Below are 12,506 nucleotides of genomic sequence, written 5' to 3' on the forward strand. Positions count from 1 at the left end.
ATTGCAAATTATAGATAATTTCTGTTTTCGATCTATTATCGAATCCACACTTCCCTGGGGATTGCAAGCCCTGGCTTTGGCGGAGGCCGTCTAACCTACTATGGCGAAGGCTTCGCGCGTCGTTCCGGAAGCCGTCCTGACCGGCTTGCGGCCAATCCATTGGACGTGCCGCCCCAGTGTGACGGCCGCGGATTCGGTGTTTCCCTGCCGCAAGGCGGTGAGGATCGCGCGATGGTCCTGATCGGTGCGCGTCTCCCACTCCGACCGCCATGCCGCGAACAGGAAACGGGCGCTTGCCGCGTGCAGGTCGTCGATGGTCGCGAGCAGGCGCGGCATGCCGCATGGCGACAGGATCAAGCGGTGGAAGGCGCGGTTGGCCTCTTCCCACGACCTGACATCGCGGGACTTGTCGCCGGCCTTGGTCGCCTCCTCGGCGAGATCGAGAATGGCCGATGTCAGATGCGGCGCGGCGTGGCGCAGCGCCAGCACTTCGAGTGCCGCCCGCATTTCGGCGACCTCCTTGACCTCGCCCAGATCGAAAGACGCGACACGCACGCCGCGGCGCGGCTCGCCGATGGCCAGTCCCTGCGCCTCTAGACGGCGGAAGGCCTCGCGCACCGGAACATGGCTGGTTTGGAATTCCTCGGCGATATGATCCTGCCGAAGCCTGGCCCCTGGCTCGATCGCACCGGAGATGATGCGGTCCGCCAGAACCTTGCTGATGCGCACCGCGATGGTGTCGTCTGTGCCCTTTGCCATGTTTATAGATAATTTGCGGCAGGGCAGCTTGTCGAGCCAATTGCAGTCGAAATCGCGAGGCGCCAGAAGCAAGACTCAAGGCTGTGAGACGAAACCGTCGAGCGCAGGCATCGCCACGGTGATAAGGTCATGCAGCCGCTTCTTCGGCACCCCGTCGCGCGCCTGCACAGAGAGGCCAAACAACAGTGTGGTGTAGTAGTCGCCAAGCGCTTCCGGATCAGTATTCGGCTTGAGGTCGCCGTCGCGAACACCCTTTTTCAAGCGCTCCACAATCAACGCATTGCGCGCCAGTCGGCGCTCGGCCAGCCAGTGCAGCACGTTATCGTTTTCCGTGGCGCAGTTGGTGGCGGCCGAGACGACCATGCAGCCTTTCGGCAAGTCCGGCCTTGTGTAGATATCGATCGCATCGCGCAGCAACCGCTCGACAAACCGCCTTGCGGTCGGCTCCTCGGCAAGCGCGCTGGTGGCGAAGCTTCCTTCGCTGGTTTCGTAGAGAACAACGGCTTCGCGAAACAGATCCTCCTTCGAGCCAAAGGCGGCATAGATGCGCGCCGAGGCTAGGCCAAGCATGGAGACGAGGTCGGCCATCGAGGTGCCCTCGTAGCCGCGCATCCAGAAGGCATCGCGCGCTTTCTGCAGAGCCTGGGCTCTGTCGAACTCCCTTGGCCGTCCCGCCATTGCAGCCTCCATTTCTTTATCGATCCACAAATAATCCGCTTGACTCCGGATTGCAAATTCAATTCTTTGTCGATCGATAAAGAACCAAAAGGAGATTGGCATGAGTTCATTCGATCAAGGGCTGCCGTTCGGCGCCATGGCGACACAGGGAGAGGTTGGCGCGAAGCGCGGCGCTACGCTGGCATTGCTCGCCTTCGCCCAGCTTATCATCGCTCTCGACATCAACATCGTCTTCGTGGCGCTGCCCGAAATCGGGGCTGGACTGGGCTTTTCCGGCCAGACCTTGCAATGGGTGGTGAGCGCCTACACCGTGTTTACCGGCGGTTTTCTGCTGTTCGGCGGCCGAGCCGCCGACCTTATCGGTCAGCGCCGCATTTTCATCTTCGCTCTCTGGCTCTATGCGCTTTCGTCGCTGGTCGGCGGCCTCGCCTGGTCGCCGGAAATCATCATCGCTGCCCGCGCTGTACAAGGCATCGGCGGCGCTTTCCTGTTCCCGGCGACGCTCTCGCTGATCAACCGCCTGTTTGCCGAAGGACCGGAACGCAACAGGGCGCTGGCGGTGTGGGGCGGTGCCGGCGCGAGCGGCCTCACCCTTGGCTCACTGGCCGGTGGATTCCTGACAGGCGCCTTCGGCTGGTCGTCGGTCTTCTACGTCAATGTGCTGCTGGCAGGCATCGCCATCATCGCCGCTTTTGCCATCATTCCACGCGACCCCAAGCGGCGCGAGCACCGCAACTTCGATCTCCCGGGCGCGCTGACCGTCACCGCAGGCGCCACGCTGCTGGTCTTCACGCTGGTCCAGGGACCTGAATATGGCTGGGGTTCGCCAGCGATCATCGCCGGCGCCGCGCTGGCAGCGATCTTCATCATCGCCTTCGCGCTGATAGAGGCAAGGAGCGCCGACCCTCTGATGCCGCTGCGGCTGTTCCGCAATCGCAGCCTCGTCGCCGGCATGACGATCACCTTTCTGTTCATGGGAACGTTCGGGGCCCTGCCCTATTTCCTCACCGTCCTGTTGCAGACCGTGCATGGCTTTACCGCGCTGGAAACCGGCCTCGCCTTCCTGGTGCCGTCGATCGCCATCGCCGCCGGCACGCAGCTCGGTGAACGCCTGGCAACGCGCTTTTCAACCCGCTCGACCCTGGTCGGCGGCATGGTCATAGGGGCGGCCGGCACGGCGCTGATGGTCCTTGGAGCATCAGCCAACAGCTTCTATCTGGCTCTCGTTCCCGGCTTGGTCATCTCCGGCGTTGGACAGGGCATCGTCTGGACCGCCATGTGGATCGCGGCCGCGTCAGGCGTGGCTCACGACGAACAGGGCGTCGCCTCGGGGATGGCCTGCACGACGCTCAACATCGGCAACGCGATCGGCATGGCAACATTGATCGCGATCGCCAACAGCCGTGTCGGCGGGCTGACAGGCGATGCACTGAAGGTCGCGATAGCCGATGGCATACAGATCGCCTTCTGGCTGGCGGCGGCGGGCATCTTTGTCAGCCTGCTGGCCGCCTTCGCTTTGCCGGGAAAGGGGAAGTAGCCGGCAACCGGGTGACGCCGCTCAGTTCACCCGGCTGATGCAGAAATCGATGACGTCGATCAGCGCCGATTTCTGCGGCGTCGCTTCCAGCGGCGCCAGCGCGTCGCGGGCGATCTCGCCGAAATGGCGGGCGCGTCCGATCGTGTCGGCAATGGCGCCATGGCGAGTCATCAGGCCGATCGCCTTTTCCAGACCGGCGTCATCGGTGACATTGTCCTCAATGGCACGCTTCCAGAAAGTGCGCTCGGCCTTCGTGCCCCGCCGATAGGCGAGAATGACCGGCAAGGTCACCTTGCCTTCGCGGAAATCGTCGCCGACATTCTTGCCGAGATCCTTGCTGGTGCCGCCATAGTCCAGCGCGTCATCGATCAGCTGGAAGGCAAGGCCGAGATTCATGCCGTAGGAGCGCAGCGCCGCACGATCGTTGCGGGTCGCCTGGGCAATGACGGGGCCGACCTCGGCAGCAGCCGAAAACAGTGCGGCGGTCTTGGCCTTGATGACGGCGAAATGCTCGTCCTCGGTGGTTTCGAGGTTCTTGGCGGCGGCAAGCTGCATAACCTCGCCCTCGGCGATGATGGAGGCAGCACTCGACAGGATATCGAGCGCTTCGAGCGAGCCGACATCGACCATCATGCGGAAAGCCTGGCCGAGCAGGAAGTCGCCGACCAGGACGCTTGCCTGGTTACCCCAGATCATGCGGGCGGTCTTCTTGCCGCGCCGCATGCCGCTCTCGTCGACGACATCGTCGTGGAGAAGCGTCGCCGTGTGCATGAATTCGACGGAGGTGGCGAGCTTGACGTGGCCCTCGCCGGCATAGCCGAACATCTGCGCGGCGGCCAGCGTCAGCATCGGCCGCAGCCGTTTGCCGCCGGACGAGATCAAATGGTTGGCGACCTCCGGGATCATCTCGACGTCGGAGCCGGCCTTGGACAGGATCAATTCATTGACGCGCCCCATATCCGCCACTGTCAGATCGATCAGATCCTTGATGGAGGCGGGCTCCCGCTTCCCGTTTTCGATGTTGAGAACGACACCCACAACAATCACTCCCGTCTTGGTATAGAGCGTGCGACGGCACCCTTAGTCCCTGCATGGACTCTAGGGCGGCGGACATGGCCACGGCAAGTGGCGAATTGGCGCGGCGTCGATGACGGAATGTCAGCGACCCGAGAGGGAACGGGGACCCGAGAGGGAACGGGGCTCTGCCTCGGAATCCCCTGCCCGTTTACATCAATAGCGCAAACTGCGAGTTTCATACGATGATAGAACTTGTCCGCACCAACGATGCCGTGATCATCTCCTTTGTTGAATCGCTGATGCGCGACGCCGGCATCGCCTGCTTTGTCGCCGATCAGAATATGAGCATTCTCGAAGGGTCGATCGGCCTTTTGCAGAAACGCGTCATGGTCGATGCCGACCAGGCCGACGCGGCACGGCGCATCCTGACGGATGCCGGCATCGCCAACGAAATCCGCGGAAAATAATGTCCGCCGCGCCCGCCGCCCTTGTCCCGGACACGCCGGCCCATACGGTCGACGCTTTCCATCGCGGCCGGTTCTGGCTCGTCCAGCCCAAGCAGAGCGGCCATCGCGCCGGCATGGATGCGATGATACTGGCGGCCTCTGTGCCATCGACCTTTAGCGGGCGCCTGGCCGATTTCGGCGCCGGAGCCGGAGCTGCCGGACTGGCGGTGCTGTCACGCTGCCCGGCGGCAGAGGCGGTGCTTGTCGAACGCGCGCCGGAAATGGCGGCCTTCGCGGCGGCCACCCTTGCCCATCCCGGCAATGCCCATCTCAGCGATCGCGCATCCGTGCTGGTCGCCGATGTCACCGTATCGGGCCGGGCGCGGGCGGCCGCCGGCCTTGCCGACAACGACTTCGACTTCGTCATCATGAACCCGCCGTTCAATGCTCCCCGGGACCGCGCCACATCGGATCGCCTGCGAAAGGAAGCCCATGTCATGGAGGACGGGCTGTTCGAGAGCTGGATCAGAAGTGCGGCGGCGGTGGTGAGGCCGCGCGGCGGGCTCGCCGTAATCGCCCGGCCCGAACAGCTCGGCGCCATTCTCGATGCGATCGCCGGCCGCTTCGGCGATGCCGAGATGCTCGCCGTCCACCCTCGTCCCGATGCGGCGGCGATCCGCATCGTCGTGCGGGCAGCGCTCGGGGCACGGGGAAAGCTTGCCATACGCCCGCCCCTGATGCTGCACGCGCAATCAGGCAACGGCCCCGACGAGCGCAGCGAAATGATCACCAACGGCCTCGCCTCGCTGTTCGGAGATTGAGCTATTCTGCCCGGCCACATTGCCGTTGGCCGGGAAATCCCTACATGCCTGCAACCTATCGACCGGAGACCGCGCCCTCGTGAAACGACTCATCAACCGCCTGTTGCCGAAATCCTGGCGCTCCACCGTCGTCACCATTCCGGTCATCCGGCTGCACGGCACCATCATGGCAGGCGGTGGCCAGTTCCGGCCGAGCCTGTCGCTGGCCTCCACCGCCGGCCTCATCGAGAAGGCGTTTTCCTACGACGCGCCGGCGGTCGCCATCTCCATCAATTCGCCCGGCGGCTCGCCGGTGCAGTCGCGGCTGATCTTTAAGCGCATCCGTGACCTGGCCACGGAAAAGGACAAAAAGGTGCTGGTCTTCGTCGAGGACGTCGCGGCGTCGGGCGGCTACATGATCGCGGTCGCCGGCGACGAGATCTTCGCCGACCCGTCGTCCATCGTCGGGTCGATCGGTGTGGTCTCGGCTTCGTTTGGCTTCCCGGAACTGATGAAGAAGATCGGCATCGAGCGACGTGTCCACACAGCTGGCCAGAACAAGGCGGTGCTCGATCCGTTCAAGCCCGAGAAGAAGGAGGACGTCGAACGCCTGAAAGCGCTGCAGCTCGAGGTGCACGGCACCTTCATCGACCTCGTCAAGGAGCGGCGCGGCACGAAACTGAAGGACGATCCGGACCTGTTCACCGGCCTGTTCTGGACCGGCATCAAGGGCCTCGAACTCGGGCTGGTCGATGCGCTCGGCGACATGCGCACTGTGCTCAAGACCCGTTTCGGGGCGAAAACCCAACTCAGGCTGATCACGACACCGCGCGGTTTCCTTAGCCGCTTCGGCCTGTTCGGCTCAAGCAAGGGCTTTTCAGCGCCCGATATCGCAGCCGCTGCCGCCAGCGGCGTGATCGATGCGGCGGAAGAGCGCGCGCTGTGGTCTCGCTTCGGGCTTTGAAAACCCGGCAAAACCGTCTAGCATGAGAGCTTGAGTTTCATGCATGTCGTGTTCCCAAAAGCGGGTCGACATGCATCAACCGACCCGACCGGCCGCCTTCGCCGGCCCAGCGTGGGAGGAGTTTTGGCATGCCGCAGATCATTTTCTTCGCCGTCGTTGGCGTTGCCGCCTATTTCGGCTACCGCACCTTCATTAGGGAAGCCGAGCGCGTGACCGCCAAGGTGCGGCGCACAGAAAAGCAAACGGCCAACGGCGCGATCGGCACTTTGGTCAAGGATCCGAAGACCGGCGAATACCGGCTGGCCAAGGACTGAGCATCATCCCGCAGACGATTGTGGACACCGACATCGGGTCGCGTAGCTGGCACGCACACGCCAAAATCAATCTTGCGCTGCATGTCACCGGCAGGCGCCCTGACGGCTATCATCTGATCGAGAGCCTGGCGGTGTTCACACGGTTTGGCGACAGGGTCGAAATCGCGCCCGCCGACGGCGATGAGTTTACCGTATCGGGCCGTTACGCCCCGGCCGTTCCTCTCGACGCCAGCAATCTGGTGCTCAAGGCGCGCGATGCCCTGCGGCAGACAGCCGGGCACGAGAGAACACCGCCGGTCGCTATTCGGCTGGAAAAGAACCTGCCGGTTGCCTCCGGCGTCGGCGGCGGTTCGAGCGACGCGGCGACCGTGCTGCGCGGACTGGTGGAGACATGGGCGCTGGACATCGATGGCAGCGAGCTGGCGCGGATCGGCCTTTCGCTTGGCGCCGATGTGCCGATGTGCCTGGCGGCAAAGCCGCTGGTGGCGCGTGGCATCGGCGATGAACTGTCGATGGTGCCGGATTTTTCGGCGCTTGGCCTGGTGTTGGTCAATCCAGGCACCCCGGTGTCGACGGCGGATGTCTTTGCAGCGCTTTCCCGGCGCGACAATGAGGCCTTGCCGCCGCTGCCGCGCAGCATCGATTTTCACAGCCTGCGCAACTGGCTGGAGATCACCCGCAACGATCTCGAGCCCGCGGCGCTGGAGGTGCAACCCGCAATCGGCAGGGCGCTTTCCTGGCTGAACAAGGCCGGATCGGGGTTCTCGCGGATGTCGGGATCCGGCGCGACATGTTTCGGCCTGTTCGAAACCGGCAATGTCGCCAAGCGCGCCGCCGCCGAAATCCGCGGCCGCCAGCCCGACTGGTTCGTTGCCGCGACGCGCAGCATCGCATCGGAGGGCGCAGATGGCCAGAATTGACGAGAGCCGCTCCTTCATTCCCGTGCGCATCGCGGTGCTGACCGTTTCGGATACGCGCAGCCTCGCCGACGACAAATCCGGCCAGACGCTGGCCGACCGCATCACCGAGGCCGGCCATCTGCTGGCGGCCCGCAATATCGTCACCGACGACCGCGAGAAAATCCGCGACACGGTTCTGGCGTGGTCACAGGACAAGAATATCGATGTCGTCATCACCACCGGCGGCACCGGCTTCACAGGCCGTGACGTGACGCCGGACGCGCTGGAGCCGATCTTCGAAAAGCGCATGGATGGCTTTTCGGAAGTGTTCCACCGGATTTCCTACGACAAGATCGGCACCTCGACGATCCAGAGTCGGGCGACCGGCGGCGTCGTCAACGCCACCTTCGTCTTCGTGCTGCCGGGTTCGCCAGGCGCCTGCAAGGACGCGTGGGACGGCATCCTGAAAGCGCAGCTCGACTACCGGCACATGCCGTGCAACTTCGTCGAGATCATGCCGCGCCTGGACGAGCATTTACGGCGCGGCAAATCGGCTTTGTAAAAGCCAGGCAAAGCGTCGGTTCCACGCCGCTTTTGCAGGCAGAACAGCACCGGTGCCTTCGAAACACCATTCCAAACCGAACCTCGGAAAAGTACCTTGCCTGAAGGCGATCATCGCCATCACGACAAGGCAGAACCATGACCACGCATACCGGCGGATGCCATTGCGGCAACATACGCCTTGCATTTTCAACCGAACTCGACCCATCGCAAATCGAAGTTCGCGCCTGCCAATGCTCGTTCTGTGTCAGACATGGTTCGCGCGCCATTGCCGATCCGGACGGCAGACTGACCATCTCGGTCAAGGATGAGGCGCGATTGCGAAAATATCAGTTCGGGCTGAGGACGGCCGACTATTTGATCTGCCGGGATTGCGGCGTCTATGTCGCCGCAATCGCCGGAGAGGATGACGCAAGGGCGATCGTCATCATCAACGCCCTGGACGACCGAGAGCGGTTCAATCAGGAGCCGGCTCGTGTCGACTTCGATGCCGAAAGCCGGGCACAGCGCCAAGCCAGGCGCCGCGCTCACTGGACGCCTGTCGAGATGAGCTTCGGATAGGCAGCTCTCAGCGGATGACCGGCTCGCCATGAAACCGTCGGCGCGACGGCGGCGATACGCCGAAGCCGACTTCCATCATCAGTCGCGGCGTGCGTGCCGGCACGGTGCCCATATGAAAGCCAAAGGGGTCCTCGACGAAGCCGAGACCGGCCTCGCCGGTCAGCGTCACCGGGCTCTGCTCGCCATAGACATCCAGAACCTGTTGCGCGGGATGGCCGACCAGAAGGGTAAGCTGATGCTTTAGGCTGCGGCGCTTGTGGCTGCCCCTGACATAGACATGCGGACCGGTGTCGGCGTCGACCGGCTTGAGGTAGAAGAAGAATTTCAGCATGCGCCAGTCGTCGAGGTCAAAATGATACTTGCCGAGCGAGGCGAGGTTCTTGTCGGCATCCGAAGCGGCACCTGTGGGAAAACTCCACCAGACCCGCGTCGTGATCAGTTTCGCCTGGCCGCCGAGATAGTGCGCGGCAATATCCAGAAGCAGCGGATCGCGCTGGATGGCAAGCGCCGCCGGGCAGTCGAGGATGCGCTCGAAAAAATGCCCGCTAAGCAGCGAGCGGCCAAGGCGTTTCTCGGCCTCGGCATGTTCCCCCGGCATGAATTCGAGACGGCGGTCGAAATTGCCGAAGCAAGGCGTGCGCCCGGCGAAGTCGGCGATCTCTTCATGGATATCAGGCGGCAGGACCAGGCCTGAGAACAGCCCGTCGGAGCGCAACGCATCGACGACCGCTCCCCGTTCGACACCGGCAAACATCGTATCCCCGGCATTGGCGACCGGGCGGGCGCGCTTTGCGCCGAGCCAATGCATGCGGCGTCCGGGCATGGTGCGCGCCAACACGAACATCGGCAGCCAGGCAGGGTTCTCACGCAGGTCCGTCAGATAGGTTGGAATACGCACGGCGATGCGCCGCAGCAGGCTGCCGTTGCGCGCAATGGCCTCGAGACTGGCCGCGCCGGATGTGTCGGGGGTTGAAAGCTTCATTGGGTCCTCGGCTATGAGAGCACCACCGATGCCGCATCGGTGCTCGCCTCTCGGCATGACCCAAACCCAATTCCCGCTTGAACGGAAGCTAACCCCGCGTCAAATTTTGTGCAATGCACAATGACCTGAGCAACTGCAAAAAATCACGTCGAGGGGCGGCGCTCCTGCTTGGCCGGCGCCATCCAGATTTCGGCGTCGAGCCGCTTCGTCGCGAGGCCGCGGGCGATGGCCTCGGCACTGCCGGCACTCTTGGCCGCGGCCGCCGCCTGACGCTTGCTGATCAGCAATCCGTCGGCCAAGGCGCGGTTTCCCGAAAAGACCCGGGCCAGGAATGGCGTGCGACTGGCTCGCGTGCGCGAAAACCGTGCCGCCATGGTCTGCCTGGCCGTATGGGCGACAACTTCATCGATCCAGCCCTCCACCAGCCGCGCGCCCGGCTCCAGGAGCAGCAACCAATCCCCCTTGGCCTGGCGGATGCCGGCAGCGACACCGCCCGTCACGTACTGACAGCCGGCATGCTCGGCCACATGATGCGTCTGGTCGGTAGAGCCTGTGTCGCAGACGATGACTTCACGCACCACGCCTTCGACCGCGCCGCCAATCAGCGAGGCGAGCGTGCGGGCGAGGCCCTCCTCGTCGTTGCGGGTTTCGATGAGAACACTGAGCATCCTTAGCCGAATAGCGGAAAGCGCCCGACAGCGCCAGTTTTGCATCGCACCATAGAAAGTTCTTGCTTTGTTCTTATCAACGAAATAGGAATAATTTCATGAGCAGAGCGATTCGACACAACATGGACAGTCCCTGGGAGCGGGCGAAAATGGAACAGATCGTGCGCGCCGACATTGCAGCTTTCGGAGCAGGAAGAGCCGAGATGGCCAACGCGATGGTCGAGCAGAGCGGCATGCGTGTCCGCCCGGACCGCAACCGCGGCAGGTCAGCGGGTATCAATCCGTCCGGCCGGTTCGAGCCGGTCAGCCGGCACGTGTTCGACGATGGCTGGAATTCGCTGGAGGAACTGCCGCCCTTTAAGACCGAAGTGCAGGTCGAGAAGCCGCGCACAATCATCACCCGCAACGAATCGCCCGACATTTCCTTCGACCGTTCCATCAACCCCTATCGCGGCTGCGAGCATGGCTGCGTCTATTGCTTTGCCCGCCCGACGCACGCGTTCATGGGCCTGTCGCCGGGTCTGGATTTCGAATCGAAGTTGTTCGCCAAGCCTGATGCGGCGCGCTTGCTTGACAAGGAGCTTTCGAAAGACAGCTACCAGCCGCGCACCATCGCCATCGGCACCAACACCGACCCCTACCAGCCGATCGAGAAGCAATACCGGATCATGCGCGAAATTCTCGAAGTGCTGGAAGCGCGCGGCCATCCAGTCGGCATCGTGACAAAGTCCGCTCTGGTGACGCGCGATATCGATATCCTGTCACGCATGGCCGAACGCGGGCTCGCCAAGGTGGCGCTGTCGGTGACGACGCTCGACCGTATGCTGGCGCGCACCATGGAGCCGCGCGCGTCGACACCGACCAAGCGGCTGGAAGCGATCCGGCAGCTTTCCGATGCCGGCATTCCGGCGTCGGTCATGGTGGCTCCTATCATTCCGGGCCTGACCGATCCGGAGATGGAACGCATCCTCGATTCCGCACGTGCGGCCGGCGCGCGCGAAGCGGGCTACGTGATCCTGCGCCTGCCGCTGGAGGTCAGCCCGATCTTCAAGGATTGGCTGCTGCGCCATTATCCCGACCGCTACCGCCATGTGATGTCGCTGGTCCGCTCGATGCGCGACGGCAAGGACTACGATTCGGAATGGGGCAAGCGCATGAAGGGCGCCGGTCCCTACGCCTGGCAGATCGGCCGGCGCTTCGAGATCACAGCCAAGCGGCTCGGCCTCAATGCCGAACGGCGCACGTTGCGAACCGACCAGTTCGTTGCCGCCGGAAAAGACCAGGTGCAGCTGACGCTGCTTTGAGAGACAATTCGTCGCGATGGTTTGATCCGTCGCGGCACCAGAATCCCGTCCGGCCTGCCCCGGCCTGCAGACGGTGCCCTCCCGGTCCGGCGCCCCACCCGACCCGGAGGGACTTGCGGAGAATCAGAGCCGATGCGAACCTCGCCGCAACATGGCTCGCGCGCGTTCTGATTCTCCGCCTCTCTTTGAGATCATCGAGAAGCCTGACTTCTCCTTCGAGACGAAGGCGATGGCGGAGGGCCTGTGGCCGGTCGCCGGGATGGACGAGGCCGGCCGTGGCCCCCTGGCCGGGCCGGTGGTCGCCGCGGCCGTGGTGCTCGATCCCGCCAACATTCCGGACGGCCTCGACGATTCCAAACGCCTCAGCCATTTGCAGCGTGAGGCCTTGTTCCTGCGAATTCTTGGCTCCGCGCAGGCGGTCTCGATGGCCTCAATCAGTGCCGAGGGCATCGACGGCAGCAACATCCTCAAGGCAAGCCTGGAAGCCATGCGGCGCGCCCTTGTCGGACTGTCGGTCCGACCGAAACTAGCCCTCGCTGATGGACGCGACGTGCCGCCGGGGCTGCCTTGTGAAGGGCGCGCGCTGATCAAGGGCGACCAGCGTTCGCAATCGATCGCTGCCGCCTCGATCGTCGCCAAGGTGATGCGTGACCGCATGATGTGCGGCTGCGGCAATCATCACGACCGCTACGGGTTCGAAGTCCACATGGGCTACGCCACGGTTCGCCATCGCACCGCGATCGAAGCGCATGGCCCGGTGGCGCGGCTGCATCGCGTATCGTTTTCGCCGTTCAGGCTGGGTGGCGCTGAAGTGGTTGAAGAAGAGAGCTTTGCCGGGCTGGATTGAACAACGGCGGCAGCGACAAGCCAATCTCCCCCTTGTGGGGCCTGTTGCAAAATTGTGTGGATGTGATTCCCTGTTTTTGAACCAGGGATCTTGCGATGACGACGAAGCCGAGCGGTCAGTTCAGTTTTGTGGAGGCTCTGCTGCCGCAGGGTCTTGGTCGGAGCGGTCG

15 protein-coding genes are annotated in these 12,506 nt (G+C 63.5%); 10 read left to right on the forward strand and 5 right to left on the reverse strand.

Going from position 1 to position 12,506, the window contains the following annotated elements; translation table 11 throughout:
• Nucleotides 1-90: 90 nt before the first annotated feature.
• Together NKI21_RS27815 and NKI21_RS27820 are read right to left on the reverse strand one after the other, a co-directional pair.
• On the reverse strand, nucleotides 91-759 hold the full coding sequence (locus NKI21_RS27815; RefSeq protein WP_127290934.1) for a GntR family transcriptional regulator: 669 nt from the start codon (nucleotides 757-759) through the stop codon (nucleotides 91-93).
• Nucleotides 760-834: 75 nt separating this feature from the next.
• The gene (locus NKI21_RS27820; RefSeq protein ID WP_128302473.1) at nucleotides 835-1,437 is read right to left on the reverse strand and encodes a TetR/AcrR family transcriptional regulator; all 603 of its coding nucleotides are present in this window, start codon (nucleotides 1,435-1,437) and stop codon (nucleotides 835-837) included.
• Nucleotides 1,438-1,537: 100 nt separating this feature from the next.
• Between NKI21_RS27820 and NKI21_RS27825 the strand changes: the two genes are divergently transcribed.
• A complete protein-coding gene (locus tag NKI21_RS27825; RefSeq protein WP_206637980.1) occupies nucleotides 1,538-2,974 on the forward strand; it encodes an MFS transporter in 1,437 nt (478 codons plus the stop codon).
• A gap of 21 nt (nucleotides 2,975-2,995) precedes the next feature.
• Here the strand turns inward: NKI21_RS27825 and NKI21_RS27830 are convergent, their stop codons facing one another.
• A complete protein-coding gene (locus NKI21_RS27830; protein WP_023808663.1) occupies nucleotides 2,996-4,012 on the reverse strand; it encodes a polyprenyl synthetase family protein in 1,017 nt (338 codons plus the stop codon).
• 221 nt (nucleotides 4,013-4,233) lie between these two features.
• On the opposite strand from NKI21_RS27830, the gene NKI21_RS27835 reads away from it, so the two are divergent.
• The 7 genes from NKI21_RS27835 (at nucleotide 4,234) to NKI21_RS27865 (ending at nucleotide 8,536) form a co-directional block, all read left to right on the forward strand.
• A complete protein-coding gene (locus NKI21_RS27835) occupies nucleotides 4,234-4,458 on the forward strand; it encodes a putative signal transducing protein (protein WP_127257011.1) in 225 nt (74 codons plus the stop codon).
• The gene (locus NKI21_RS27840; RefSeq protein WP_128302472.1) at nucleotides 4,458-5,258 is read left to right on the forward strand and encodes a tRNA1(Val) (adenine(37)-N6)-methyltransferase; all 801 of its coding nucleotides are present in this window, start codon (nucleotides 4,458-4,460) and stop codon (nucleotides 5,256-5,258) included. The genes NKI21_RS27835 and NKI21_RS27840 overlap by 1 nt, the downstream gene beginning before the upstream one ends.
• Before the next feature lie 79 nt (nucleotides 5,259-5,337).
• Nucleotides 5,338-6,201 (forward strand): S49 family peptidase, encoded by an 864-nt coding sequence (locus NKI21_RS27845; protein WP_128302471.1) that lies wholly within the window; start codon nucleotides 5,338-5,340, stop codon nucleotides 6,199-6,201.
• A 128-nt stretch (nucleotides 6,202-6,329) separates the two neighbouring features.
• On the forward strand, nucleotides 6,330-6,515 hold the full coding sequence (locus tag NKI21_RS27850) for a membrane protein (RefSeq protein WP_023808667.1): 186 nt from the start codon (nucleotides 6,330-6,332) through the stop codon (nucleotides 6,513-6,515).
• Nucleotides 6,516-6,535: 20 nt separating this feature from the next.
• Nucleotides 6,536-7,435 (forward strand): 4-(cytidine 5'-diphospho)-2-C-methyl-D-erythritol kinase, encoded by a 900-nt coding sequence (locus tag NKI21_RS27855; RefSeq protein WP_023808668.1) that lies wholly within the window; start codon nucleotides 6,536-6,538, stop codon nucleotides 7,433-7,435.
• Nucleotides 7,422-7,976 (forward strand): molybdenum cofactor biosynthesis protein B, encoded by a 555-nt coding sequence (gene moaB, locus NKI21_RS27860; protein ID WP_023808669.1) that lies wholly within the window; start codon nucleotides 7,422-7,424, stop codon nucleotides 7,974-7,976. Before NKI21_RS27855 ends, moaB begins: the two co-directional genes overlap by 14 nt.
• 137 nt (nucleotides 7,977-8,113) lie before the next feature.
• Complete coding sequence (locus NKI21_RS27865) at nucleotides 8,114-8,536, forward strand: GFA family protein (protein WP_023808670.1); 423 nt, start codon at nucleotides 8,114-8,116, stop codon at nucleotides 8,534-8,536.
• 7 nt (nucleotides 8,537-8,543) lie between these two features.
• Here NKI21_RS27865 and NKI21_RS27870 read toward each other — a convergent pair whose 3' ends face one another.
• A complete protein-coding gene (locus NKI21_RS27870; protein WP_023808671.1) occupies nucleotides 8,544-9,518 on the reverse strand; it encodes a hypothetical protein in 975 nt (324 codons plus the stop codon).
• A 143-nt stretch (nucleotides 9,519-9,661) separates the two neighbouring features.
• Nucleotides 9,662-10,186 carry a glycosyltransferase gene (locus NKI21_RS27875; protein ID WP_023808672.1) on the reverse strand — a complete coding sequence of 175 codons (525 nt, stop codon included), beginning with the start codon at nucleotides 10,184-10,186 and terminating at the stop codon, nucleotides 9,662-9,664.
• Nucleotides 10,187-10,335: 149 nt separating this feature from the next.
• Between NKI21_RS27875 and NKI21_RS27880 the strand changes: the two genes are divergently transcribed.
• Nucleotides 10,336-11,490, forward strand: coding sequence for a PA0069 family radical SAM protein (locus NKI21_RS27880; protein ID WP_023808673.1), 1,155 nt, complete (start codon nucleotides 10,336-10,338; stop codon nucleotides 11,488-11,490).
• Nucleotides 11,491-11,641: 151 nt separating this feature from the next.
• Complete coding sequence (gene rnhB / locus NKI21_RS27885; protein ID WP_127290952.1) at nucleotides 11,642-12,337, forward strand: ribonuclease HII; 696 nt, start codon at nucleotides 11,642-11,644, stop codon at nucleotides 12,335-12,337.
• The last annotated feature ends 169 nt before the right edge of the window (nucleotides 12,338-12,506 follow it).

Origin of the sequence: Mesorhizobium sp. M0715, from assembly GCF_040320355.1 — a bacterium.
Lineage (GTDB): Bacteria > Pseudomonadota > Alphaproteobacteria > Rhizobiales > Rhizobiaceae > Mesorhizobium.

What these genes read in the sequence shown, in the direction of transcription:
- NKI21_RS27815 (WP_127290934.1), bottom strand. Translation starts at nt 759, where the DNA reads ATGGCAAAGGGCACAGACGACACCATCGCGGTGCGCATCAGCAAGGTT.
- NKI21_RS27820 (WP_128302473.1), bottom strand. Translation starts at nt 1,437, where the DNA reads ATGGCGGGACGGCCAAGGGAGTTCGACAGAGCCCAGGCTCTGCAGAAA.
- NKI21_RS27825 (WP_206637980.1), top strand. Translation starts at nt 1,538, where the DNA reads ATGAGTTCATTCGATCAAGGGCTGCCGTTCGGCGCCATGGCGACACAG.
- NKI21_RS27835 (WP_127257011.1), top strand. Translation starts at nt 4,234, where the DNA reads ATGATAGAACTTGTCCGCACCAACGATGCCGTGATCATCTCCTTTGTT.
- NKI21_RS27840 (WP_128302472.1), top strand. Translation starts at nt 4,458, where the DNA reads ATGTCCGCCGCGCCCGCCGCCCTTGTCCCGGACACGCCGGCCCATACG.
- NKI21_RS27850 (WP_023808667.1), top strand. Translation starts at nt 6,330, where the DNA reads ATGCCGCAGATCATTTTCTTCGCCGTCGTTGGCGTTGCCGCCTATTTC.
- moaB (WP_023808669.1), top strand. Translation starts at nt 7,422, where the DNA reads ATGGCCAGAATTGACGAGAGCCGCTCCTTCATTCCCGTGCGCATCGCG.
- NKI21_RS27865 (WP_023808670.1), top strand. Translation starts at nt 8,114, where the DNA reads ATGACCACGCATACCGGCGGATGCCATTGCGGCAACATACGCCTTGCA.
- NKI21_RS27870 (WP_023808671.1), bottom strand. Translation starts at nt 9,518, where the DNA reads ATGAAGCTTTCAACCCCCGACACATCCGGCGCGGCCAGTCTCGAGGCC.
- NKI21_RS27875 (WP_023808672.1), bottom strand. Translation starts at nt 10,186, where the DNA reads ATGCTCAGTGTTCTCATCGAAACCCGCAACGACGAGGAGGGCCTCGCC.
- NKI21_RS27880 (WP_023808673.1), top strand. Translation starts at nt 10,336, where the DNA reads ATGGAACAGATCGTGCGCGCCGACATTGCAGCTTTCGGAGCAGGAAGA.
- rnhB (WP_127290952.1), top strand. Translation starts at nt 11,642, where the DNA reads ATGGCTCGCGCGCGTTCTGATTCTCCGCCTCTCTTTGAGATCATCGAG.